We start from the raw sequence: 25,662 nt of genomic DNA, 5'->3' as shown, positions 1-25,662 counted from the left end.
AAAAAGAGCAAGCTCTCTACTTGAGAACTTGCTCTTTTTGCATGAGAATTCTTCAAATACATACTCTAGAAAAAACTTTTATATCAATTTAATTATATTATAACAATTATCAAAAAATATTTAATGGTATTTTCTGTAAATAAAAGTGAAAATGTGGTACAAACTTACGCGAGAGGATAGTTTATTGAACAGCAAATATACACATACGGAACGAACATACATGTAATTTTAACATCTTCTATTTCCCCTTTTGTTTTCACAAAAGTTACTGTAATTTAAAACCTAAAGTATGTATCTCCATATCTTTTATACCTATTTACTATTCTATTGAGATTGAAATATGATAAATCAAACCGAGGTAGTAAATTCAAATAAAAAATCTACTACTTTTGCAGAAGAAACCTTCATTAAATTCAGATGTAATCATATTTGAATAGTAAAAGAACGCTATTTTTTTAATAAGAATCGCGTTTTTTTACGCTTGATTGCAATTAATATTTTTCAGTTAATAGATGTGTAGCGATATACCTATCAGTAATCTTTGTATTAACAATTATGCGTAACTTCTAGCTCATTATTAGCATAAATTGTTCCGTAAGTAGCACAAAGTAACATTCCACCACAAACCTCACTACTCACTTGAAAGTTTATGTTATCTTCAAATGTATCTATACTATTAGGTCTAATTGTATCTACAAGTTTTTTGAAATCAAGAACCGGTAAATATTTCGTTATGATTTCATAGCTTAATAAATTATCTTCATTATTATATGCATTATATTTCTGAATTTCTCTATAAATCGGACTTGGACTATACGGATCATATTGCAATTGTCCATTTTCATCTTCGAATTTTTTTATTTCTTCTTTTACTATATAATCTGGATAATCTTCACTACTTTCATCTTCATCACCAAATTCCCAAAATGGATATTCTATATCACATAAATGCGTTATAATCCACATTAGAAATTGCTCATTTATAAATCCAACATTGGTTTCTAACTCTTTGAATCTATTACCATAATATTTTTTAGCTTTTTCTACCTTTTCTTCTTGAGTCATATTATCCGTCGCCCCTGTTATATCGCATCCATCTAAATCTATAAAAATTCTATTGAATTTACCTAAAATGCCCAAATCAACAGTTTTACTCCAGTAGCCTTCACCATCTTTATCGATTATTATCATAATATCCTCCATTCTGTTTTGTTCGTTGCATAAGAAAAAGTGACTCTTTCTTAATAAGAATCACTTCCATTATTATATAACTTTTCCCTCATTAATCCTCAATTTCAATTCCAGCTTGTTTAAATGGTTCTAATACTTTTGGGTAACACATTGAAATATATTCCACTGTTTTTAGATTTTTTAAATTTTGAAATCCTTCAACAGATATTACATCAAATAAACTGTCTTCACCATCCCAATCTGGCTTTAAGATATGATAAATTTCATTTCCTCCATCAAAGCAAAGGGATTCAATCTTTTCCAAATCACTTGTTTCCAAAATTAACTCTTCTAAAAAATCTCTAATTTCAACAATTGGCCCAGCTCCTGAATACCATTCGAAATTATTCGTATACTTTTCTATTAAGTCTTTTAATTCTTTTAAAAATAATGGCTCTTTATCTAATAAAGCATCAATTACTACTAATTTAAAATTAAAATCCGGAAATATCTCACTCTTCCCCATTTTAAATTCCTCCAATGTTATAATATCCTTACCCAAATTATTATAAGTAAAACATATCCAATTGCTGCTACTTTATTTCTTTCAATATCATATTAAAAAGGGATATGCTTAATTGCATGACCACAATCGAGAAAATATACATTAAAAATATTTTCTTACTAATTATATTCTTTATATACTTACCTTCGCTTCTCTAGCATCCTGTTTCTTAATTAAGTCTAAGTAAAAATGCGAGACAGTTGTGTTGTAATAAGGGGAAATGAATATGAATGACAGATTAAATGTAAACATACCTATAAATGCTGTTAATAAAAACCAACCAATAAAAGATAGCCAAAGAACAAATAACTTGAACTTATGCCCTTTCATTATTCTTTTACTCTCCCTTAGTGCTTCACTTGCTGTATAATCCGGATTCTCTATTAAAATATAATATGCCATTGAATAAGAAAAATATTTAATAATACCTGGAACAATTAATAACAGGCTCCATAAAAATAGAAAAATAGCCTGCAACACTCCTAATTTCATTGATTTAAACAAATTGTTCTTCCTAAACCCCACAAATACATCGTCCACCTTAGCATCTTCATTTTTACCTAAGCGTAAGGTGAAAACAGAATACCCATAATTAAAGATACCTTGTATGACACTGTAAATTAAGAAACAAATCAGTCCTATAAAAAAATAACTTAGAATAAGTAAAACTAGTGCTGTTGGATCTACTTGTGGTTGCCCACCAATTGAATAAATAAAGAAAACATCCAAACCAATTACCCCAATAAACAGGCCAAATATTAAATATATAAAACTAGCAATCGCTGATGCACTTAAAGTTGGTACAAAATAGTATAACGCCGATACCCCTATACTTACTCCCCATTTCCCATCTAACGAATTAAGTGCTGCTTTCTTTAAATTTCTTATCAAACTTGCACCCTCCTTTTTTCCATATTTTAGTCAATGGAAATTTTACAAATAAAAGAACTTGTAACAAGCCCCACTACAAGTTCTTTTAGCTTATCAAAACAAAATATACTTTCTACATAATCGGGGGTAATTTCTAAAATATGGTTTATTAAAATCATTATATAACATAATCGCGAATTTTCGTTGAACATTCTGTTTTTTTGACAAATACACCCCACATTCTTCCTTATGTTCATCTAGATGTAGTAACTCATGTAACAATATATCTATCATTATCTTTCTCAATAAATCCCATCCTCTTGTTTTCCACAAAAAAAGACACAGAGATCCCTCCCCATGCCTACTAATTATCTACTTCTTCACCGCATGAACATAATGCACCGTCTCAAAAGCTTCTAAATAATCGTTTCGTCCTTCAAAATATAATGTATGAACATCCTCTGGTGATAAGTGCTCATAAATGAGTAAGCCCGCCTTCTCTAACAGTGCTTCCATTTCGGTATAAGAAAAACAAGATTTCATCGGCTCCCCGCCTATCACAGCCATCTTTATCATATTTTCAACTCGATTGGATAATCCTTTTTCCGTAAATAAGTTTTCATCAGGATAATCGAAAACGATAGAACTTCCTACTGGAACCATTTTGAATAAACATTCTATTAAACTGGAAAGTTCCTCTTTCATTAAATAATACGTAACCCCTAACAAGCTGAAGAAAGTCTTTTTATTTTCAAATCCTTCATTTATTAATTCTTGTTTAGAGAAATCCTTAGTGAAATCCATTGAAACAAAATGAAGATTATTTGGAACTTCAAGTTCTGCTTCTTTTATTCTTTCCTTCTTAAACTGCTGTGTAGAAGGATGATCTACTTCAAATATTTCTATATTATTCTCTAATTCTCGGTGTCTAAAACTGAACGTGTCTAAGCCTGCACCGAGTATGACGTATTGCTTTGCTCCTAATACCATCTCATGTAGCAATACTCTTTCACAATATGCCGCGCGTGCCAAAGGCGTTGGTGATAACTGAACTTGCGTAATCCATTTTAATATTTCCTTTGGATTGTCTTGAAACTGCTGTGCAATGTCTTTATTGAAAAAATGTATCCCTTGAACCATGTTCATTTCAATATTGTTACGCTCTTTTTGTGAAATTAAATCTTTAGCTACATAATCATCAAAGATTGTAGGATTATCAAATTCACTATGATACGCCCTTCCGAAAGCTGATACTAACGACGTTACACTTGCTTCACCTTTGTTCATGCACATACACTCCTTCATTTTCACAACAAAAATAGGGTTCCCCTGGCCAGGAGAACCCTATTATACACGTTATTTTTATATTGGTAAATTATAGCATAAATAAGTTTTTTTGTCAAGTTCCCAGCTCTCTTTAACACTTCAATAAATTGTATGTTTTCAAGAGGAAAATTGAAATTACATACAGAATATTCCTATTTTAATGAACAGGTCCTTTTGAAAATAAAGAAAAAACACTCTAAGATTCCTTTCTCCTACTTCATTTTTCATATCAATAGAGGATTTTTATCGGTTTAAATATTGAATATTCTAAATTATTCATTCATTCTTTTTTGAGCAGTATTAGTATCTTGAGATACTGGTATGTGTTCGGTAGCTCTAGATAAACCTGTTTTTGGCATATTAACATAGATTGCTTCAGAAGCACCTTTTTCTATTTGATAGGTTTCGTGAAAAACACCGACACTCCCATTATCTTTAATCTTATTATTGTATGATTTCCAAGCATATGAATGGTTTTCTCCGTGAGCATAGTTTACTAATTCGTCGAATCCCTTCCAGTATTGAATTAAAATTACTTTTCTCCAACTAAATAAGAATTCTGTATGTAAGAAACCCCATTGTGGATTTTGATACAATTCTTTAATCATAGGTCCCATAGCATTAAAAACTGGTATCCACTTCCAAAATTTAAATAAGTTATTAATACGCATACCAATAATAAAAACAACAAATTCTTTATCCTTGCAATTGGCTATATGCCTGCCGTTGAAAATTTTAACTCCCACTTTAATCCCCCTTTTTTACTGAACATAAATAATGTGCAGCTCCCAAATAAACCATAACACTTCCCCATGAAATTTCCAATTACTTTAACATAGATTATGAAAGGCTGTACTTAGCAATAAAAGGTATATGTTTCCCTCCTCTTTTGTTATTAACAGCTATCACTAATATTTGCCTTAGATCTCCTTTTCGCCAGGAACATTTCCATACTTTAGGGCTTTTTTTGAGCTTCAAATAATTGTTCCTTATGCTTCACCTCGAGAGGAGTAAACGAAATTAAAATTCCTTCTGTATATCTATTTCAATAATCATAATGTTGCTATCTCCTTTCTAACAGTATATTATTTAGTTCGTTTGAGTTAAGACAACATCACAACACACTCCTTCACATCTTTTGCAAGACTAGCGTTCAAACTTGCAGGAACAACAAAAAGCTAATCAACTCCCCTACTCTATAAAGTAAATAAGAAATTTTTAAAATTACATATTCTTAGATTAATATGCAAATACTTCCTCTAAGCGCCGAACATGGTATATAATGATAAAATAATCTACTTCTATATGCTCAATTTTACACAATAGAGTTCACTCATAGGAAAGAGGTACAAAAATATGAAAACAAAACAAACAATCGCTGCTTCTACACTAGCTTTAGCAATGATTGCGGGATCTACCCCTACTCATGCAGAAGTAAATGAAGCTACTCCCCAGCAAAGTACAGGAGATCGATTAGCTGAAATTAAGCAACATAAACAAGAGTTAGATGCGAAATTGCAGCAGCACAAAGAAAATGTGGATCAAACGTTAAATGAACTTAACCAAGTTAAGCAAACTGTCGATGAAAAAGCGAATGAACTACATCAGCATAAACAAGAATTAGATGCAAAACTTCAGCAAGACAAACAAATCGCTGATGAGAAAATCGCTGAAATTAAAGAGCATAAAAAGCATGTAGATGAAAAAGTTGCTGAAATTAAAGAGCATAAGCAAACTGTTGATGAAAAGGTTAATGAGATTAAAGAACATAAACAAACTGTCGATGAAAAAGTGAATGAAATTAAGCAGCATAAAGAGAACATCGATCAGAAGGTTAATGAACTTAAGGAAGTTAAAAAACAAGTAGATGAAAAATTGGCTGAGTTAAAGAAAGCGAAACAAACTGCTGAGGATAGACTTGCTGAAATTAAAGAAAATAAGCCGAATACTGGTAACACGTTAGAAGAACTGAAGAAAATTAAAGGAAATTTAGATAGCCTTTCATCTAACTTAGAACTAGCTAAACAAGATGTAAAAAATAAATTAGCTGAGTTACAAGAGGCTAGACAGAACTTAGAAAACAAATTGAACGAATTAAAACAATCGAAACAAACTGTTTCAGACGATTTAACAAAGAAAAAACAAGACTTAGATATTAAAATAAACGATTTTAAACATACTGAGAAGAAAATCGATGACAAATTAGCTGAGTTACATACAACACAGCAAAATGTAGATAACAAGATTACTGAAGTATCACAACCTAAACAAACGACAGCGAATAATAACAATACTACTGTTCCAGCGAAAAATAATGCTAGAGAGCTCCCTAACGCTGGTAGTGAGCAATCAAGTAATATGGCTTTAGGAATGTTATCTGTCTTAGGTGGCGTTCTATTACTTACGCGTAATAAAATTAAAAAAGTTTTTATAAAGCAATTATAATTTATATTATATAATCTACTGTCTCTTCTTTAAGACCATTGCATCGGCTTCTTAAAGAAGAGACCAATTATAGGTACGTTTATGAACTAGCTATTCCTCTAAATTTAGATTCTCTCTCTATCCACATATCATTTGTTGTAAAGGGAAACCTTTTCATTTTTGCATTATGATAATCCCCTGAAAGCAAATATATATCAATTATTTTTATCCCATTTCAAACTTATATTAATTCCTTATGCTTTAACAAAACAAGAAAACCTTCACTCATACTGTAATTCCCCTAAGTCATACTGATAGGAAAATGTACAATTCTTTAACAAAGTTCACTCTCAATTCATACACTACTAATAGAACTTGTGTAGCAATAAAATTTTCCAAATCATCTAGACTGCCACACATTCAACCTCTACTAGTGCCTACAGGATATTTTCATCCTCCCTCTCATAAAGTCTTTATTCTTCTAATTACTACATGACCATGTTCCATTGCTACATTCGAACGACATCTATAAATATTTATAAGGAGTGAAATACATGGGTTCAACAAAACTCACAGGACGGGTAATTTACAAAGGAGATCCAGGCTATTTAGAAGCTATTAAGAATTGGAATCCTTACGTTGATGTCTTCCCCCTCGTCTTTGTTTTTGCACAAAGTTCATACGATGTCAGTAACGCCATTAAATGGGCTCGCGAAAATCATGTTCCCTTACGTGTCAGAAGCGGTCGACATGCGCTAGATAAAAATCTTTCTGTTGTAAATGGCGGTATTGTTATCGATGTAAGTGATATGAATAAAGTTAGTTTAGATAAAAAGAATGGTATAGCAACCGTTCAAACTGGAATTCACGTCGGCCCACTTGTAAAAGGACTAGCTAGAGAAGGTTTTATGTCACCATTTGGAGATAGTCCAACAGTTGGAATCGGTGGCATTACAATGGGCGGTGGATTTGGAGTAGTCTCACGAACAATCGGTCTAATAAGTGATAATCTTATTGCTTTGGAAACAGTAGATGCAACAGGCCGAATCATTCAAGCAGATCTATGTTGCAATAAAGATTTATTATGGGCTTCTAGAGGTGGTGGTGGTGGAAATTTCGGATACAATACTGAATATACATTGAAGCTTCACCGTGCCCCTAATACTGCCACAGTCTTCAATATCATTTGGCCATGGGATCAGTTAGAAACTGTTTTCAAAGTCTGGCAAGAATGGGCTCCTTTTGTAGACTCACGATTAGGATGCCTACTTGAAATTTACAGCAAAATAAATGGACTTTGTCATGCAGAAGGTATTTTTTTAGGTTCAAAAAACGAGCTTATAAACTTACTAGAACCTTTAACAAGTGCTGGAACTCCAACACAAATTGTTATAGAAGAATTACCTTACCCAGCCGCTATAGATTTCTTAGATCCTGATGAGCCAATCCCTGGTCGATCTGATCAGAGCGTTAAGTTTTCTTCGGCTTGGGCACTTAACCTTTGGCCGGAAGAACCTATTTCAATTATGAAACAATTTTTAGAAGAAGCTACTGGAACAGAAGCTAATTTCTTTTTTATTAATTGGGGTGGCGCTATAAGTAAAGTACCTAGTAATAAAACAGCTTTCTTTTGGCGTAGCCCATTATTTTATACGGAATGGACTGCTAGTTGGAAAGACAAATCCGAAGAAGCTGCAAATCTAGCATCAGTTGAAAGAGTACGCCAATTAATAAAACCTTATGTAACTGGTTCTTATGTTAATGTTCCAGATCAAAACATCGAAAATTTCGGACAAGAATATTACGGATCGAACTTTGCTAAGCTTCGAAAAATAAAAGCAAAATATGACCCCGAAAATCTTTTCCGTTTCCCACAAAGTATACCTCCCTCTTCCTCTTGTTAATGCGTGACAAAATAAATAAAAACTCTTTACTTTAAACAGAAAAAGGAACTCTTACAATCGTAAGAGTTCCTTTTTTATCATACTAATTTCCCATCTCGAAGCGTCAATATACGATCACATACATCAAGCATTCTTTCATCATGTGTAATCATAATTGCTGCTTTTTGACTTTCTTTCACTTCACGTTTCATCATTTCCACAACTTCACGTGCGCGTTTTGAGTCTAAGCTTGCAGTTGGTTCATCAGCTAATATTAAATCTGGGTTGTTCATGAAAGCACGAGTGATTGCTACCCTTTGTTTTTCCCCACCAGATAGTTGATTGGGATAATGATTTTTTCTTTCTCCTAATCCAAATGCCGCTAATAAGTGATCCGCACGTTTTTCAGATTCTTGTTTGTTGTCTTTTTTTAGCTTTGCAATGTAAAGCAGTTGTTCTTTTACATTTAAATATGGAACAAGATTTGCGAACTGGAAAATGAAGCCGATTTTTTTCAAACGAATGTCTGTCATTTCCTTTTCTGATAACTTCGTAATATTTTGCTCACGAATGTAAATATCCCCTTTTGACGGTGATAGTAAAGCACCCGCGATTGATAATAACGTACTTTTCCCTGATCCAGAAGGACCAACGATTCCAATAAACTCTCCAGCTTTCACATCAAGCGACATCGGATGAAGGGCTGTTACTTCTGTATTCCCTTCTCCGTACACTTTACTTACTTTGTCTAATTTTAATAATGAAGTCATTACATCCCGCCTCCAATTGCTTCTAATGCATCAACTTTTAATACTTGATATAATGAAATAAGTGTTCCTAAAATACTAATGACGATAAAGATTGCGGCATATTGTGCAATCATCGGTGTTGTTAATAAGAACGGCATACCCGCTGGTAAAATTTGTTCTAATCCTTGTACAAGAACAATACTGATTATCATCGCAACGACTGATAAGAATAACGCCTGTACGACTAAGCTATTTGCTAAATAAGAATTTTTCGTACCGATTGCTTTTAGTACACCTAATTGCTGTGTTTTTTGCAACGTAATTACGTAGAAGAATACACCGATTAGTAACGCAGCGATAACAAGTAAGAACGCAATGATCATCGTTAATGTTCCTTGCTCTTCTTTAAATCCTGGAATACTTTGTAATACTTCTTTTTTGTCGATAACATGTGCATTTTTAATTTCTTTATCTGTATTAAGCGCAATTGCACTATAATCTTTTTGGTTTGGTTGTGAGATAGCGCCCCATACGTCTTCATTTACATAAACGACTGGTGTATGGCTAAACATTTGATCTTTCGTAAATCCTACGATTTTAAATTCTTTCTTTGAAACAGGATCGATAATTGTATCCCCAATATCGATTCCTTTTTCTTTAATTGATTCATCAGCAACCATTTCGTTGTTTGCTGTACCCAATTTCTCACCTTTTACAATTTTCGGTTCTAAAAACGAATCACGTTCACTTGAGAAAATAGCGACATCAACTTTTTTCGAACTATCTTTCTTTTCATAAGTTGAAATCTTCACACGAAACGGAACTGCCTCTTTCTCGCCGGCTTGATTTACTACGTTATCTACATCATCTTTCTTAATTTGTGAACGAAGTAATTTATTTTCCGCATCATCCGCTAAAACGAACTTATTTGCCTCCATATTTTGAATCGATGAAGCATTATCATATGATAATCCATTTGCTAATCCTGAAATTACAAGGACTAAAAATGATAATAACACCATAATAAGTCCGATTAATCCATATCTTAATTTTGATTGTTTTAATTCACGCAGAGCTAAAAACATTTCGCTCGCTCCTTCCTATTACTTTCTATGCACTTATCATAAAAAAGAAATATGAACGGAATATGAACGGAAGATTACAGCTAAAAAAATAAATTTTCTGAAAGTATTGAAAATAAATAGAATCCTTGATACAATTCAGTCAAATAATATTGACCGAGTAATTTAATTTGAGGAGTTGATTATGTTGAAGCCCGTGTTAACACTAACTACTTATAGCCAACTAAAAGCATTAAGCGATCCACTACGTGCCGAAATGATGATACGTCTATGCGAACGTCCGTATACTGGACAATTACTGTCTGAGAAATTCGGCATTTCAAGGGCGAAAATTCATTATCATTTAAAAGAATTAGAAAAGAATGGGCTTATAGAGATCGTTTACACCGAAGAAAAGAATGGCATCGTTCAAAAGTTTTATCAATCTGTTGCTAAAGGCTTCACTCCTGCCGCAGATCTATTACCTCATTTAGAAATATTAAGCGAATCAGGTCGCCAAATCTTTTTACAAATGATAGAAAGAACAAAAAGCCAAATTCTCGCTGCACCAGAAGAAGCTTTTACATTACGAAATGCAAGTGAAGATCCAGCTGAGTGGAATTACGTTTCATCCTGCTGGGAATTTGATGCTACGCCAGAACAATTTCAATTGTGGGTAAAAAAGTTTCATGAATTAATGGCTGAATTAAACGAAATCACAAAAGGTGCAGATAAAAATCCAAATAGTAAACCTTATTATATTTCTACTACTGCACTTCAAATCGCTGAGAGAACAATGCAGCAATTTGTTAAAGAAGAAGAAAAATCGTAATACGATTTTTTTTACCGAGACGGTCAAATTTATTTTACCGAATAAATTTATTATAAAGGAGTAGATAAAATGGACGTATTAAAAAACCGGAATTTCCTCTTATTATTTTTAGGGAGAATTTTTACAAACATAGGAGATAGCTTGTATTATGTAGCAGCGATGTGGCTCGTATATAAGCTGAGTGGTAATCCTTTTTATTCTGGATTAGCAGGTTTTCTTACATTATTACCTTCTGCACTTCAATTTCTTACTGGTCCATTCGTTGATAGATGGTCGATAAAAAACACCCTCGTAATCACACAAGTCCTGCAATGCATTCTTATATTAATCATTCCTATTACACACTACTTCGACCTATTAACCGTTCAACTACTACTCATCATTATGCCTATCGTAGCCTTTATCGAACAATTCGCCTATCCAGCACAATCAAAAGCTTTACCACTTCTACTGCATAAAACACAATTATTAAAAGGGAACTCACTCTTCTCATTTGCGTATCAAGGCATCGATTTAATTTGTACGACTCTTTCTGGAATATTAGTAGCACTACTTGGCGCAATTACTTTATATGTGGTCGACTCCTTAACATTCGCGATTACTGCCCTCTTGTTCTTTTCATTGAAAATGCCAAAGCAAGCTGAAACAAACACATCACTGTCAACCAAGCAATATTTCTCTGATTTAAAAGAAGGCTTTTCCATCGTCTTTCGTTCATTAATGGGCGTCTTCTTAATCGGTTCAGTTGTCGCTAATTTTTCAATCGGTATGATGATGGCAATACTCCCTTCTTTCACTGATTCTTTAGGAGGGGTGAAATTATATGGTTTCTTTTTAGCCGCTATATCCGCCGGTAGTTTAATTGGAGCACTATTCAGTTCATGGGTTGGTAAACATAACGTTGGCCGTGTCTCCATTATTAGCTTTGCGACTAGCGCTTTCTTTTGGTTTCTCTCTACGCTTGTACCGTTTCAATGGTTATCCATTTTTTTATTCGGCTTAGCTTGGATACCAATTGGTGCGACCAACATATTATTTGCGACAATTGGTCAAATTGTAATTCCAAACCAGTATCTTGGGCGCATCAACTCAGTCACACGAAGCATAGGTACAATCGCTATGCCGCTTGGTTCTTTAATTGGCGGATACACTGCGAATGTATTTAGTAGCCAACTCATTTTCGCGCTCGCTAGCATCGGTATTTTATTTATTTCTCTCGTATGGCTACTTCATCCGAAATTACGGGCTTTGCCGAAAGCTGATGAAATTACAGCGGATACTTTTGAGCTTCGGTTTAAGGAAGAACGTGGGAAAGGTGCGGCTTTATAGCAGAAAGAAAATATTATCTAATCTAATGTGTAGAGATAAAATTATTTAATTTTAAAAGCTCAAACAAGCATAACCCCGTTCCAAATTTAGAACGGGGTTATGCTTGTTTAATTTTGTATGTAAGATACTTCACTATAATAAAAATATAACAATACGGTCGTTTAAAAATCTAAGTTTTATTCAAAAAATAGCGCCCGATTGCTGCATAAGAAAAAATTCTGCGATAGCTCACCTTCACGAAGTTGGTAATGCTCCTCCTCAATTCTTTGCAAATCCATCATGAATTTCAATCTATATCGCTCATTTTCCCATTTCCTTCAACATTAACATAATCTCCTCTATAACAATTTCTGGCTCATCATGATGAATATAATGTCCACTTCCACTAGCAATCCGGTACTTGCTTGACGTTGACAGCCGCTGGAATTCTGCTTGGAGTCTTTGTTCAATTTCCAATATTTCTTGAGATGGCCATTCCTCTTCACCATTGTCAGGTAAACCTCTTGTAATAATTGTGAGAGGAATGTTACTTTGCTTTGAATGATCAACGATTTGCTTATAACTTTGTATTTTATCAATCTTCTCACTATTCAACATAGGATTCTCGTAATATTCCCTATTTCCTGCAAGCAGATTTTCGGGTAGAACCTTTTCATAGGCAAGTTCTTTATATTCCGGTGCAGAGTCAACCAAAACCATACCGCAGATGTTCAGTGGATAAAGGCTGGCATATAATCTAGCGACCAAACCACCAAAAGAATGGCCAACCAATATATAGGGCTTTCGCACTTCAAGAGCTAGCAACAATTCGTTGAGCTCCTCGACTAGATCATAGCAAGTCGTCGGGACGGATGCGACTTGACTCCTGCCAATACCCGACCTGTTATAGGAAAAAGTTGATGTTTTTTGCGATATTCGGTCTTGGACTTTTTTCCATGTCTCATAGCTATCTCCTAACCCTGCTATGAAGATTACGCTTGGAATACTGTTACTTGAATGTTTATTGAATAGTCTGCGGTCATCATAGATATCAATTATCTTTTTATTTTGTATAGTCACTTTTAATCACCCAATTCAATTATAAGCTTCACACCATTAATACTTCCATAATAATTTGAACATTGTATATTTTTATGAATTTTTACGTTTTAATTTTGTAACTTTAGCTTAAACCACTCCAAAATAAATCTGTAGAATACCAATCGATAATTTGCTTACTTCCAAGTTTTTTGTCGTTATTCTGGAAACACTTGATCTAAAATAGTGTGAAACTACAGCTTAGCTTCCACATACATATTCGTCACAATCTCCTGTTGTCTAGAAAGGTTCCTAATATTTAACAGTTTAATTCCCATCTTATTTATAAATATGAAAAATGCGACCTCCATTTCTGAAGAATCGAGCCTTTAAGCATTGTTGAAACGAGCAACCACCTCTATTGAAATGGTATCGCAAATGTCCGGTTACACCACGACTGTCTGCCTGACTAGTTTTTTCGTTCTGGAAAACAAAACAGTGCAACTTTTTTATAAACGGTTCGACTTTATTTCAAAGCTACAAATGGGTAATATTTTTCAAACAACTTTATAGTAAATTAAACAACTTTTTGTCACTTTACTCGTAAGTGACAATATATCAGCGATTTTCCGATTATATCGACTTACCGACGAAAAACGACAAAAGAGAAGAGGCCGTTTCCAAACAGCCTCTTCTCCTAAACTTATTTAGGAAGCTCCACCCGAACAGTGGTCCCTTCCCCTTTCGTACTATATACCGAAACGGTTCCATTATGCAGTTCAACAATTTTCTGTACGATAGATAATCCTAAACCGCTACCTTCTACGTTTCTTGCCCTTGCTGTGTCTACTTTGTAAAAACGATCAAATATACGATCCATTTCTTCTTTTTCCATACCAATTCCGTTATCTGATATAGAAATGACAATACTGGATTCTAATTCTTCTACAACAAATTCAACGGTCCCGCCATCGTTTGAAAACTTAATGCTATTCGTAAAAATATTACTCCATACTTGATGAAGTAAGTTTTCATCACCTTGTATAGTGATATTAGGTACATCAAATTCAACGGCGATATCTTTTTCACGCCATTTCCATTCAAGCATAAAAATGACGTCTTTAATTTGCTTTTGTAAGTGAAACTCTTTAATTTGTAGAACTTTCTCTTCTTTATCTAATGAAGCGAGCGTAAGTAACTGTTTACATAAACTAGACATCCGCTTACTTTCTCCCTCAATAATTTTCAAGTAACGTTTTCTTTCCTCTTCACTCATATTCTCCGATTGTAATGTTTTCGAAAAACCTTGTATCGAAGAAAGCGGTGATTGAAATTCATGAGAAACGTTAGAAACGAACTCTTGTCTCATTTGATCTAATTCTTTAATACTCTTTGTCATCTTTTGAAAATTAGTCGCTAGTGTACCAATTTCATCTTTTCGATTTTCATCTAATTCAATATCATATTCACCACTTGCAATCTTTTTGGTAGCTTTCGTAAATGTTCGAATAGGACGCACAATATACCCTGCTGCAATCGCTATAAAAATGATACTTAATACAACGATGAAACCAAGTAACACCGCTAGAAAAATTCTCATCTCACCAAATTGTTGCTGAATGTCAGGACGAATGAATAAAGCGTATTGTTTATCACCATGTTTTAACGGGACACCTACACTATTAATTAATTCATTATCGAAAAATCCTGTAATAAACAGGCGGGTTGGATATGTGGAAACACCATTATACGTTTCACCTTGCAGTACTTTATGAACTGTAGCATCACTAATTGTTATCTTACGAAACGCATTCCCGATGCGCTTTCCATTCTTTTGGTCATCTACAATATAAATTTCATATCCTAATTTCGCAATTGACTGTAAGTATGCCTCTTTATTTTCTTCACTTTGTTTTTCGTATAATGATTTTACTTCCTCAGCATACATTAAAATCTTTTCACTATTGTACGGTTTTAACTTCACTTGATAGTACACATTTGTTAATAAAAAACCAATAATACTACTAAGTAGCATAATCCCGACCGTCATAAAAACAAATCTAGAATACAATGATTTCATCTTATTTCAACTCCAACTTATAACCGAGTCCACGTACTGTTGTAATTTGAAAATCACCTGTTCGTTTTGAAAAACGATCTCTCAGTCGCTTCACATGAACATCGACTGTTCGTTCATCCCCTTCAAAATCCATTCCCCATACTAATTCAATTAATTCTTCTCTCGAGAATGTTCTTCCAGGATAACTAGCAAGTTGTGATAATAATTCAAATTCCTTTAATGGAAGCAAAATCGTCTGACCGTTACACTTCACTTCAAACCCTTTTCGGTCAATTGTCGTACCGTGCAGCGTAATAATATCAGCACTCAGCATTTGATAACGACGCAGTAATGCTTTCATACGGAAAATGACTTCAGCTGGCTCAAATGGTTTTACAATATAATCGTCCGTACCAGAAATGAATCCTTTTTCTTTATCGACTAGCTGATCTTTTGCAGTTAATAAAATAACAGGTATATCATGATACTTCCGGATTTCTTCGCATAACGTATAGCCATCAACAAACGGCATCATAATGTCTACTATCGCAAGATGAATATTTTCTTTCTCTAAAACGCCTTGCGCTACCTTTCCATCTTCCGCTTCAAAAACTTTAAAGCCCTCTTTTTGTAAATGGTAATGCAATAACTCTCTAATATGTTTATCATCATCAGCTAATAAAATATGTATCATCTTCATTAAACCCTCTCTTGTTCATCCTTCTACATTCTTACATTAAGAAACAATTGTACTTTTTGCAAGAAAAACAAACTGCTATTAGTTTTTTTGAATAAGAGTTGATACATAATACGCTACAAGCCAACATTTTAAGATAAATAAAAAGAATCTATTTTGAAAAAAATTATTCAAAATAGATTCTTTCGTTTTAGTATTAAGATTATTTTAATAAAAATAATTTCTACTCTTACTAAGCCTTAGAAATATCAACAAATCCTTCTCCGAACACATCACGAACATCGTGTATAGCGATGAACGCAGCCGGATCCGTAGTTTGAACAATCCGTTTTAGCTTCACTACTTCTTGCTTATTAATAACAATATAAAGAATTTCCTTCGGCGTTTTCGTGTAATAGCCATGACCTAAGTATACAGTAACCCCTCTGCCCATTAAGGTAGTTACCTTCCCGGCAATTTCATTCGGGTTATCAGAAATAATCGTAATGGCTTTCTTCGGATTTAAACCTTCAATTACAAACTCCATCACTTTCGTTGCTACATATAGCATAATAATTGTTATCATCAGTTTTTCTGCACCAATGATGAAATAAGATGAAAACGCAACAATTAAATCGAAGAACAGTAAACCATAGCTAATGCTCCATCCTAAATATTTATGCGTCATCCTTGCTAAGATAGTAGTACCTGCTGTTGTTCCGCCAACACGAATAATAAGACCAATCCCGCACCCAATAAATATTCCTCCGAAAATGGCATTTACAAGCATTTCATCCGAAGCAATCGTCCAACCTTCTGTCAAATGAAGGAATAGCGAGTTCGTAACTACAGCGATAATCGTATAAATTGTTGTAATCTTATTTAAAAATTTATAACCAGCTATTAACAAAATCGCATTTAAAATTAAGTTAACTAAGCCTGGCGACCATTCAAATAAATAGTACGTAATAATCGTGATACCAGTTACTCCGCCTTCTCCAAACTCGTTCGGAATAACAAATAAATTGACACCTAACGCAAAAAGAAATGCACCAATAATAATAAAAATAATGTCTGTCGTTCTTTTTTTCATACAGTACCTCACTTCTTATGTAAATATTTATTCTGTCATAAACTCTCACCATTATATCGTGGAATATTCAAATCGAACAGTGGTTTATTTTTATTTTAATATAGGGTAATAAATCAACTTCATCCTATATCCACATGTAATTTAAAAAGGGTAACAACTTTATTTATCCTTTTCGGCAAGAAGACTCCACCTGAATTGTGCTAGGGGTGAAACCCAACAATTCAGGTGGTGATGAATTGCCGTCAGAAGGTAGACTGAACTCTTTTGTTTCCTTCATAACAATTTTTTGCGGACGAATATTTGTTTCTTTTTGTCTTACGATATGTCGTAGATAAAGAGGGAATATATCGTAAGACAACGAAATTGGATAATAATAATCATTCGGTCACTTGAGCCAAAAGGAATTACTGTAGAAGAATGGAATTACGCTGAAGAACATGTTCATATTTTGTTCCGTTTCGTTCCAAATATTGATTTGTCAAAAATATTTTTAATGAACTCTCTAAGAAAGGTGGTGAAAACGATAGTTAAAAAGAAAGCAGTGAAAGTATTACGTAAACAAAAGAAAAGAGAAAACATACAACGATTCACGCAGAAACAGAATATCGGACGGGCTTGCCTCACAGCTAAAGAATTTCGTTTACTGCAACGCATGTCAGATAGTTCAAAAGCATTGCGAAATGTTGGATTGTACACGATTAAACAAAGTTATTTGAACCATAATAAAATGGCTACTGTAAAAGAAGTGGACAATGCCATGCAGGCTGATATGAACTACTGGGGCATTCAATCAAACTCTGTTCAAGCGATTCGTAGAGCCTTATTTACAGAAGTGAAGAGCTTTTTTAAAGCATGGGAACAGTGGAAGAAAAATCCTGAAACCTTCACAGGTCGTCCTAAGTTTCCAAATTATTCTCGTTCAACGGACAAACGAATTATTGAAATCTATCAAGTTCCAAAAGTGGATGATAACGGGTATTGGATGATCCCGATGAATGTTGCATTCAGGAAAAAATTCGGTTCCATTAAAATACGTATGCCAAAGAACTTAAGAAATAAAAAAATCTCCTACATTGAGATTGTACCGAAGCAAAAAGGTCGGTTCTTTGAGGTGCATTACACATATGAAATGCACGTTTCTCAAATGAAACAACAATCTACGACTACTAGTAACGCTTTGAGTTGCGATTTAGGTGTAGATAGATTATTAAGTTGCGTAACAAATACAGGTGATACATTCTTAATTGATGGAAAAAAATTAAAATCCATTAACCAATACTTCAACAAAAAGATACGTAATTTGCAGCAGAAAAATATAGAAAATGGAATTTCAAAACGCGTTGTAACGAATAGAATGGCCGCACTTTGGCATAAACGAGAAAGACAAGTAAACGGTTATATTTCACAAACTGTAGGCTTGTTGTTCAAAAAAGTGAAAGCATTCGATATAGATACTATTGTCGTAGGGTATAACACGGGTTGGAAACAAAAATCTGATATGGGAAAAAAGAATAATCAAAAGTTTGTTCAAATTCCATTTCATAAACTGATTGCAGCGATTGAGAATAAATGTATAAAAGAAGGCATCCGTTTTTTGAAACAAGAAGAAAGCTATACTTCAAAAGCTAGTTTTCTGGATAAAGATCCGATTCCAGTTTGGTCTAAGGATGATAGGGCGCATTATCGCTTTAGTGGCAGACGAATCACTCGTGGCCTGTACCAAAGTAAAGCAGGAACATGTATCCATGCTGATATTAATGGTGCGTTGAATACATTGGAAAAATCAAGAGTTGTAGAATTGGATGACAACCTCAAAGTGAAAACGCCGATTCTATTAGAAGTGCAAAAACGTAAGGCTGTTGCTTCGCGCATAGCTTAGTGGGTGCGTCAACCATCCATGTGTACTCGACTTGTCGGGGCTTGTAGCACACGCCGGAGTCATCTGAGTGGTGGCTTCTTCCATAAGGAAGAACTGCTCTTTTTCAAAAGGGTGGTGCAAGTGGGGAAACGATTGTTCGTTTCTAGTACCAACCAAAAACTTACTTGGGGTGTTACCGTAAGGTGGCATGAATGTTAGAGCGTCAACTGTCTAGCGATAGACGACAAGACCTAGCGTTCTAACTCAAGCCCCCACTGAAACGCTTCATCTCAGTGGGGGTAGTTGACTATGTACTACAAATAAAGTTTTGATTTCACATGCAATTGTTGCTAAAAAAATGAATATGAATACTTACTCGCACAAACTTCGAATAAAAAACAAATAGGCGAAGCTATAGAATAGGCTTCGCTTCAAGCATGTGATCACAGAGATTTATATGAAATTTTATATTCATACATTCCAGAAATAAATTTACTTATCTTTCTCCATATATTCTTTAATCTTTCGTTCTTCCCACTCTTTTCCGAATATCCCAAATGGAAAAGTTGTCAAACCGTGTATAACGATACCGATTCCCCAACCTCCAAGTGGATATAAAAACCATAATTTACTTGAATCAGAGCTTACATTTATAAAAAAAAGCATCAAATTAACTAGTATATAGACCGTTAAATGAATGTAAAACGCTTTTAAATTCTCCATCCTTTTTTTAGCTCGTAAATAAACCTCATCTCGCTCCACCCTTAAACACCTCTTTCATTATTGTATTTTTTAAACTCGCTCCGATTTAAACATCATATTCTAATCGAAAATCCCTTATTCTCAAAAAACACAAAATAAAAAATACCCATCAAATTGTCATACACATGATAATTTGATGGGTACTGCATGATACATTTATGGTTTGGAGTAAATTGCAAATAACGACTTATACTCGCCTTATTAAGACCAGATCCATACATCCTCATTATTTTCAACGTTGCTCTTTACTTCATGAACTTTTTCGATATGATCCGTTGTGTTGTAGTTAATAGAAATTCCGCCCCAGCCTACATACTTCATATCAATTTTTACTTTCTCACCCGTATTAAATACTTGTCCTTTAGTTAAGTACACTTCAATAATAGCTTTCTTCCCATTTACTGATGGATACTGCACTACAACATATTTAGTAGAACCGTTCCCCTCATCTTCCATCGTTCCTATTTTTGATACTTCCCCAATTACATAATCAGGAGAACCGTCTTCTTTCATGTGCATACCTAATTTATTTGACGTATTTTCAACTGTATTTGCAATCATATATTCAGTAAAATTACGCATCATAGATCCAGTAGCTTTAACCTCATCCCCTACTTTCACATTTGAAAGGGAATCTATATACACACTAACAGGTTCCTCATATTGCTTAGATTTTACAACAATTACACCGTTATCTACTTCTACTACTCGCCCTTCTAACGTCGAGAAATTTGATTCAATAGAAGCGGCACTCGCTTTTGACAGTTCTAATCCTGGTAAATTCGTTCCTGATAATGCTGCGATCCCTAAAGCACCTGCTAAAATTAATTTTTTCATACCCATATGTAACCTCTCCATTCATGATGATCTTATTTTTTGATTGGATACGACCAACCTGTAACCATTATAGTTACAAGTTGTAGAAAATAGCAACCATCTTTCTCATGCAATGATGCATACTGTGATTTTTAAATATAAAGTTTGATAAAAAGATTTATTGTATCTTATCCATATATTCAGCAATAGTGTTAGGTTCATAAATAACAGCAGGTGTATTTGTTAATTGTGGCGAAATTAAATGTCATGTACTATGTTCTTCAACTCTACGGTTTGTATAGTCGTAGTTAATTACATTATGTAGGAGCGGAATTAATATGTTAATGAAACCAAAAAGATTACAGCCAGGAGATATTGTGGCGACAGTAAGTTCTTCATGGGGAGGTGCTGGTGATTCTAAGCTAAGATGGCGATATGAGCAAGGAGTAAAAAGATTAGAAGACGTCTTCGGTCTTAAGGTTGTCCCAATGCCAAATAGTTTAAAAGGTAGCGAATACCTTTATAACAATCCAGGGGCTCGTGCGGAAGATTTAATGACAGCATTTAAAGATACGCGTGTTAAAGCAATTATTACGAATATTGGTGGCGAAGATAGTATCCGTTTACTACCTTATATTGATTTTAATGTGATACGTGAAAATCCGAAAATCTTTATGGGGTACTCTGACGATACCGTTTCACACTTATTTTGTCATAAAGCAGGAATTTCCTCTTTTTACGGTCCAGCAATCTTAACCGATTTTGCTGAAAATATAGAGATGGATTCATATACGATTGAAACAGTGAATCAAACTCTCTTTTCAAATGAGATTATTGGTGAAATTCAACCAGCTAACGAATGGACGAGTGAGCGTTTAGAATGGATAGAAATAAATAAGGATACAAGACGTACGATGCAGCAAAACAACGGATATGAGGTCCTTCAAGGATCTAGGACTGTACAAGGACGTTTAATTGGTGGTTGTATTGAAGTATTGGAATTCGTAAAAGGAACGGAACTTTGGCCTGAGAAAAAGCATTGGGAGAATAGTATTCTATTCTTTGAAACATCTGAAGAACATCCAGAACCAAATTATATAAAGTATTGGTTGCGAAATTATGCAGCGCAAGGCATTCTGCAAAAAGCAAATGGCATCATTTTTGGTAAACCGAAAGACGAAAAATATTATGAAGAATATAAACATGAAATACTAAAAGTTATGAAAGAACATAACTTAGAAGATTTGCCGATTCTTTATAATTTAAATTTTGGCCATACCGAACCGAAGTTTATTTTACCTTACGGTGCGATGGCAGAAATTGATTGTGAAAATGTATCTTTCTCTATTTTAGAGAGTGGCGTGGAATAAAGAGAAACTTTTAATAAGTATAGCCATAAGTTTTATAATTATGTTTTCCTGATCCTACAGGAAGAATAGCGTATTTTTTCATTTTTGGGAGTATTTTTTTGTTAGCTTGATAGCGATATGGCAGGACCCCAATAAATACAAACACTCCTATGAGATATGACTGTGCATTGATACTTTTAAAAAGTATATAATTTAAGGGAGAGTACTTATCTAATGATAAAGGGGGATTTACGTGTATGGAAGTAACATTTACAGTAAGTAAATGGGATGAAAAACTAATTGATGATACTAGAAAAGATTTTCCAATTAATATTGCCCATGTTGAATATGATATTGATGGTGAATTAAAAGGAAAAGCTTTTGTTGAATACTTATTATATTATTTAGACTCAAATATAAATGATGGTCACTTGGCTACTGCTAAAATTTCTGGGTTTTTACACTTTGAAGGAATTTATAAGGGGCAACAAGGGACATTTACAGCTATAGAGCAAGGAATATTTGATAAAGGAAATCTAGATTCCCCAGGAACAATTATTAAAGCTACTGGTAACTTAGAAAATCTGAGAGGGTCCTATAATTATCAGTTTACAGGTCAAACTAGTAAACTGATTTTAGAGTTTGAATTTTAGCAAAATACCCTATAATATAGTGGAAAGGACATTTCTTGTAATACTAGGAATGTCCTTTTTGTTGACGAGCTTATTCAACTATTCTTCTATTAGTTAAGAAAAGAACAGAGTATATTACATAACGTCTTATTATCAGTATTCAGCAATGCATAAAATTTTCGTTATGGTGGAATTAAAAATCTAAGCCCGAGAGGCATGTACCCCCCATCTATTCATTACTTTTCCTACTAACTAAAGAATAATCCCCGAAAAACTCCCCTTCATAACTTCTTTTTCAAGTTGATTTCTACATATAAACATCGCAATAATTTTTGTGCGATGTTTTTCATCGGGTTCAAATTGTTCAATAGTTACGTCACAACGAATTGTATCACCGCTAAAAACAGGACGTAAAAATTCAAAATCCATCTTGCGAGCTAGTACGTTATAGTCACCGCCAATTTTTGTAGGCAGCGTTGATGTTAACAGCCCTTGTACAACAAATTTCCCTTGTTCATCTGGTGTAACATGATGAACACCTTCATCTTTAGATACTTCTGTAAATAAAACAACATCTTCTTTTGTAAAAGTTCGCTCAAAGGTGATTTTTTCGCCTACTTGCAATTTCATCGATACCCCTCCTCAAAAACAGTCCACAATTAATTAAACTGACGTTCCATTTGTTACAAAAGAAAAACCGAAATTAAAAATCATTTCGGTTTTTCCAAACTGTAGAAGTCTATATTTACTTTAGCGAATGAACAAACAACCCACTGCGCAGTTTCGGTTCAAACCACGTTGATTTTGGCGGCATAACTTCCCCTGCGTCTGCGATTGATAATAAAGCTTCCATTGATGTCGGATATAATGAAAACGCTGCTTTATATTCACCGCTATTTACAAGGCGTTCTAATTCTTCTAATCCGCGGATTCCTCCGACAAAATCAATGCGTGAATCAGATCGTGGATCATGTATTTCAAGTACTTGGCTTAATAAATGATCTTGCAGAATAGATACATCTAAACCTTTAACGAGATCATTCGCATCAAACGTTTCCTCTTTCACAGTGAGCTTATACCACTTCTCGTTTACATACATTCCAAATGATTTTGGCTCATTTGGTTTATACGGTGAAACCCCTGCTTCTTCCACATAAAAATATTGCGCAACTTGCTTTAAAAATTGCTCTACTGATAAGCCATTTAAATCTTTCACAACACGGTTATAGTCCCAAATTGATAATTCATCATGAGGGAATAAAACAGATAGGAAGAAATTGAATTCCTCTTCTCCTGTGTAATTCGGATATTGCTCTCTTCGCATTAGCCCTACTTTTGCAGCTGATGCAGAGCGGTGATGTCCATCTGCAATGTACAAGTTAGGAATATCTTCAAATGCGTTTACTAAAGTGGCAATTACTTCTTCATCTGCAATCTTCCACGCAACATGCCTAACGCCATCTTCTGCTGTAAATGTAAAGATTGGCGCATGTTCTTCTTTCCAGTTTGCAATGAAACGTTTCACTTCTTCTTTTGTACGATACGTTAAAAAGATTGGCCCCGTATTTGCGTCACACACATCTACGTGGCGAATACGATCAAGTTCTTTTTCATGACGCGTTCTTTCATGTTTTTTAATTGTATCATCTTCATACTCGTCAATCGATGTACAAACGACAAGGCCTGACTGCGTTCTTCCTTGCATCGTCAGTTCATAAATGTAAAGCGCTGGCTCCTCATCTTGAACGAACACTTCTTCTTGTATAAATTGCTTTAAATTTTCACCCGCTTTTTCATATACGCGATCATCGTACGGTGAAAGTGCCGGGTCTAAATCAATTTCGGCTTTATCAACGTGTAAGAAAGAATATGGATTCCCTTTTACAACTTCTCTTGCCTCTTCACTATTTAATACGTCATACGGTAAAGCTGCTACTTGTGCTGCTTTTCCTTCTACTGGACGAATAGCACGAAACGGTCGGATTTTTGCCAAGTTTCTCTCTCCTTTACACAATCATTCGAACGGCTACAACACCTGTGATTTTGCTTATATTTTCCACAATATTCTCTTTCATTATATCATCAATTCCGTTATCAATATCAATCATTGTGTACGCCCAAGAATGTTTACTACGATTAATCATATCCGCAATATTAATATGATGTTCTGCTAAGCATCCTGTAATTTGTCCTACCATGTTCGGAACGTTTTGATGCATAATTGTAATTCGTTTTTTTCCAATGTACGGAAGTTCTACGTTTGGATAGTTTACTGAATTACGAATATTACCTGTCTCTAAATATTCACGTAATTGACGTGCAGCCATTACTGCACAATTTTCTTCAGATTCAGACGTAGATGCACCGAGGTGAGGAGTTGCTGTTACATTTTTCATCTTTATCACATTTTCATTCGGGAAATCCGTTACGTAATGTGTAATAATATCTTCTTCTAACGCTTTTTGAAGAGCATTTTCATCTACAAGTTCTCCTCTTGAGAAATTGAATAGACGCATTCCTTTTTTCATCGTCTCTATAGCGTGTTCACCAATAATCCCCTTCGTTTGGTTCGTAAGAGGAATATGAAGTGTAATATAATCACACGTTGCAAAGATTTCATCTAGGCTAAACGCTCTTTGTACTTGCGTAGAAAGACGCCATGCTGTTTCAACAGATATATATGGGTCGTAGCCAACAACGTCCATCCCTAAAGATAACGCATCGTTCGCAACTAAAGCACCGATTGCGCCAAGACCGATAACACCTAAACGTTTCCCCGCAATTTCTGATCCAACGAATTGCTTTTTCCCTGCTTCAACAAGCTGTGGTACTTCTTCTCCATCCAACTCTTTCGTCCAGCTCACTCCATTTATAATATTACGGGAAGACATAATAAGGCTTGCGATAATAAGTTCCTTCACTGCATTCGCATTAGCCCCTGGCGTATTAAATACTACAATCCCTTTTTCCGTACAACGCTCAACAGGAATATTATTTACACCGGCACCAGCTCTTGCAATCGCCTTTAAATCTTCTGAAAACTCTTCTTCATGTAAAGAATAGCTGCGAAGTAAAATACCATCTGGATGACCTACTTTGTCTCCAATTTCATAGCGATTCCCATCAAAAATTTGCAAACCCTTTTCGGCAATTTGATTTAACGTCTGAACACGAAACATATCCCCATCTCC

At 34.4% G+C, this 25,662-nt stretch carries 23 protein-coding genes; 7 read left to right on the top strand and 16 right to left on the bottom strand.

The window, feature by feature from the left end; all coding sequences use genetic code 11:
- Window positions 1–546 precede the first annotated feature (546 nt).
- From JFT89_RS03890 to JFT89_RS03870, 5 genes are all read right to left on the bottom strand, one after another.
- Window positions 547–1,191, bottom strand: coding sequence for a hypothetical protein (locus JFT89_RS03890; protein ID WP_016095790.1), 645 nt, complete (start codon window positions 1,189–1,191; stop codon window positions 547–549).
- A gap of 91 nt (window positions 1,192–1,282) precedes the next feature.
- The gene (locus JFT89_RS03885) at window positions 1,283–1,696 is read right to left on the bottom strand and encodes a DUF6892 domain-containing protein (RefSeq protein ID WP_016095791.1); all 414 of its coding nucleotides are present in this window, start codon (window positions 1,694–1,696) and stop codon (window positions 1,283–1,285) included.
- Between the two features lie 171 nt (window positions 1,697–1,867).
- Window positions 1,868–2,626, bottom strand: a complete 759-nt coding sequence (locus JFT89_RS03880; RefSeq protein WP_002013725.1) for a DUF975 family protein — start codon at window positions 2,624–2,626, stop codon at window positions 1,868–1,870.
- Between the two features lie 351 nt (window positions 2,627–2,977).
- Window positions 2,978–3,892, bottom strand: coding sequence for a class I SAM-dependent methyltransferase (locus tag JFT89_RS03875; protein WP_201039470.1), 915 nt, complete (start codon window positions 3,890–3,892; stop codon window positions 2,978–2,980).
- 311 nt (window positions 3,893–4,203) lie between these two features.
- Window positions 4,204–4,677, bottom strand: a complete 474-nt coding sequence (locus JFT89_RS03870; protein WP_042889608.1) for a DUF4188 domain-containing protein — start codon at window positions 4,675–4,677, stop codon at window positions 4,204–4,206.
- Between the two features lie 610 nt (window positions 4,678–5,287).
- Here JFT89_RS03870 and JFT89_RS03865 point away from each other — a divergent pair.
- Entirely contained in the window at window positions 5,288–6,376 is a 1,089-nt protein-coding gene (locus JFT89_RS03865; protein ID WP_016095794.1) for an LPXTG cell wall anchor domain-containing protein, read from the top strand.
- A 533-nt stretch (window positions 6,377–6,909) separates the two neighbouring features.
- Window positions 6,910–8,259 (top strand): FAD-binding oxidoreductase, encoded by a 1,350-nt coding sequence (locus JFT89_RS03860; RefSeq protein WP_002066197.1) that lies wholly within the window; start codon window positions 6,910–6,912, stop codon window positions 8,257–8,259.
- Window positions 8,260–8,336: 77 nt separating this feature from the next.
- Here JFT89_RS03860 and JFT89_RS03855 read toward each other — a convergent pair whose 3' ends face one another.
- Both JFT89_RS03855 and JFT89_RS03850 read right to left on the bottom strand, forming a co-directional pair.
- A complete protein-coding gene (locus JFT89_RS03855; RefSeq protein ID WP_016095795.1) occupies window positions 8,337–9,008 on the bottom strand; it encodes an ABC transporter ATP-binding protein in 672 nt (223 codons plus the stop codon).
- Window positions 9,008–10,072, bottom strand: coding sequence for an ABC transporter permease (locus JFT89_RS03850; protein ID WP_016095796.1), 1,065 nt, complete (start codon window positions 10,070–10,072; stop codon window positions 9,008–9,010). Before JFT89_RS03850 ends, JFT89_RS03855 begins: the two co-directional genes overlap by 1 nt.
- A gap of 184 nt (window positions 10,073–10,256) precedes the next feature.
- Between JFT89_RS03850 and JFT89_RS03845 the strand changes: the two genes are divergently transcribed.
- Together JFT89_RS03845 and JFT89_RS03840 are read left to right on the top strand one after the other, a co-directional pair.
- A complete protein-coding gene (locus JFT89_RS03845; RefSeq protein ID WP_042889643.1) occupies window positions 10,257–10,880 on the top strand; it encodes an ArsR/SmtB family transcription factor in 624 nt (207 codons plus the stop codon).
- Window positions 10,881–10,949: 69 nt separating this feature from the next.
- Complete coding sequence (locus JFT89_RS03840; RefSeq protein ID WP_016095798.1) at window positions 10,950–12,209, top strand: MFS transporter; 1,260 nt, start codon at window positions 10,950–10,952, stop codon at window positions 12,207–12,209.
- A 300-nt stretch (window positions 12,210–12,509) separates the two neighbouring features.
- On the opposite strand, the gene JFT89_RS03835 is transcribed toward JFT89_RS03840, so the two are convergent.
- From JFT89_RS03835 to JFT89_RS03820, 4 genes are all read right to left on the bottom strand, one after another.
- Entirely contained in the window at window positions 12,510–13,268 is a 759-nt protein-coding gene (locus JFT89_RS03835; RefSeq protein ID WP_016095799.1) for an alpha/beta fold hydrolase, read from the bottom strand.
- Between the two features lie 661 nt (window positions 13,269–13,929).
- The gene (locus tag JFT89_RS03830; protein WP_016095800.1) at window positions 13,930–15,306 is read right to left on the bottom strand and encodes a sensor histidine kinase; all 1,377 of its coding nucleotides are present in this window, start codon (window positions 15,304–15,306) and stop codon (window positions 13,930–13,932) included.
- A gap of 1 nt (window position 15,307) precedes the next feature.
- Window positions 15,308–15,985 carry a response regulator transcription factor gene (locus JFT89_RS03825; protein WP_201039469.1) on the bottom strand — a complete coding sequence of 226 codons (678 nt, stop codon included), beginning with the start codon at window positions 15,983–15,985 and terminating at the stop codon, window positions 15,308–15,310.
- Window positions 15,986–16,214: 229 nt separating this feature from the next.
- The gene (locus JFT89_RS03820; protein WP_201039468.1) at window positions 16,215–17,054 is read right to left on the bottom strand and encodes a YitT family protein; all 840 of its coding nucleotides are present in this window, start codon (window positions 17,052–17,054) and stop codon (window positions 16,215–16,217) included.
- Between the two features lie 523 nt (window positions 17,055–17,577).
- Here JFT89_RS03820 and JFT89_RS03815 point away from each other — a divergent pair.
- Entirely contained in the window at window positions 17,578–18,933 is a 1,356-nt protein-coding gene (locus JFT89_RS03815; RefSeq protein ID WP_307838601.1) for an RNA-guided endonuclease TnpB family protein, read from the top strand.
- Window positions 18,934–19,404: 471 nt separating this feature from the next.
- On the opposite strand, the gene JFT89_RS03810 is transcribed toward JFT89_RS03815, so the two are convergent.
- Together JFT89_RS03810 and JFT89_RS03805 are read right to left on the bottom strand one after the other, a co-directional pair.
- Entirely contained in the window at window positions 19,405–19,674 is a 270-nt protein-coding gene (locus tag JFT89_RS03810) for a 2TM domain-containing protein (RefSeq protein ID WP_002084575.1), read from the bottom strand.
- A gap of 201 nt (window positions 19,675–19,875) precedes the next feature.
- Window positions 19,876–20,517, bottom strand: coding sequence for a F0F1 ATP synthase subunit alpha (locus tag JFT89_RS03805; RefSeq protein ID WP_016095801.1), 642 nt, complete (start codon window positions 20,515–20,517; stop codon window positions 19,876–19,878).
- A gap of 311 nt (window positions 20,518–20,828) precedes the next feature.
- On the opposite strand from JFT89_RS03805, the gene JFT89_RS03800 reads away from it, so the two are divergent.
- A complete protein-coding gene (locus tag JFT89_RS03800) occupies window positions 20,829–21,860 on the top strand; it encodes a S66 family peptidase (protein ID WP_201039467.1) in 1,032 nt (343 codons plus the stop codon).
- Window positions 21,861–22,096: 236 nt separating this feature from the next.
- Entirely contained in the window at window positions 22,097–22,492 is a 396-nt protein-coding gene (locus JFT89_RS03795) for a DUF3224 domain-containing protein (RefSeq protein WP_000454079.1), read from the top strand.
- Window positions 22,493–22,723: 231 nt separating this feature from the next.
- Here JFT89_RS03795 and JFT89_RS03790 read toward each other — a convergent pair whose 3' ends face one another.
- From JFT89_RS03790 to JFT89_RS03780, 3 genes are all read right to left on the bottom strand, one after another.
- Window positions 22,724–23,101, bottom strand: a complete 378-nt coding sequence (locus tag JFT89_RS03790; RefSeq protein ID WP_201039466.1) for a hotdog family protein — start codon at window positions 23,099–23,101, stop codon at window positions 22,724–22,726.
- A 115-nt stretch (window positions 23,102–23,216) separates the two neighbouring features.
- On the bottom strand, window positions 23,217–24,464 hold the full coding sequence (locus tag JFT89_RS03785; protein WP_201039465.1) for a DUF1015 domain-containing protein: 1,248 nt from the start codon (window positions 24,462–24,464) through the stop codon (window positions 23,217–23,219).
- Window positions 24,465–24,477: 13 nt separating this feature from the next.
- Complete coding sequence (locus JFT89_RS03780) at window positions 24,478–25,650, bottom strand: 3-phosphoglycerate dehydrogenase family protein (protein WP_002066179.1); 1,173 nt, start codon at window positions 25,648–25,650, stop codon at window positions 24,478–24,480.
- Between the last annotated feature and the right edge of the window lie 12 nt (window positions 25,651–25,662).

It is taken from the genome of Bacillus sp. TH25 (assembly GCF_016650935.1).
Lineage (GTDB): Bacteria > Bacillota > Bacilli > Bacillales > Bacillaceae_G > Bacillus_A > Bacillus_A mycoides.
The sequence above is the reverse complement of the archived record's forward strand: the minus strand, read 5'-3'. Positions and strand labels throughout refer to the sequence as shown.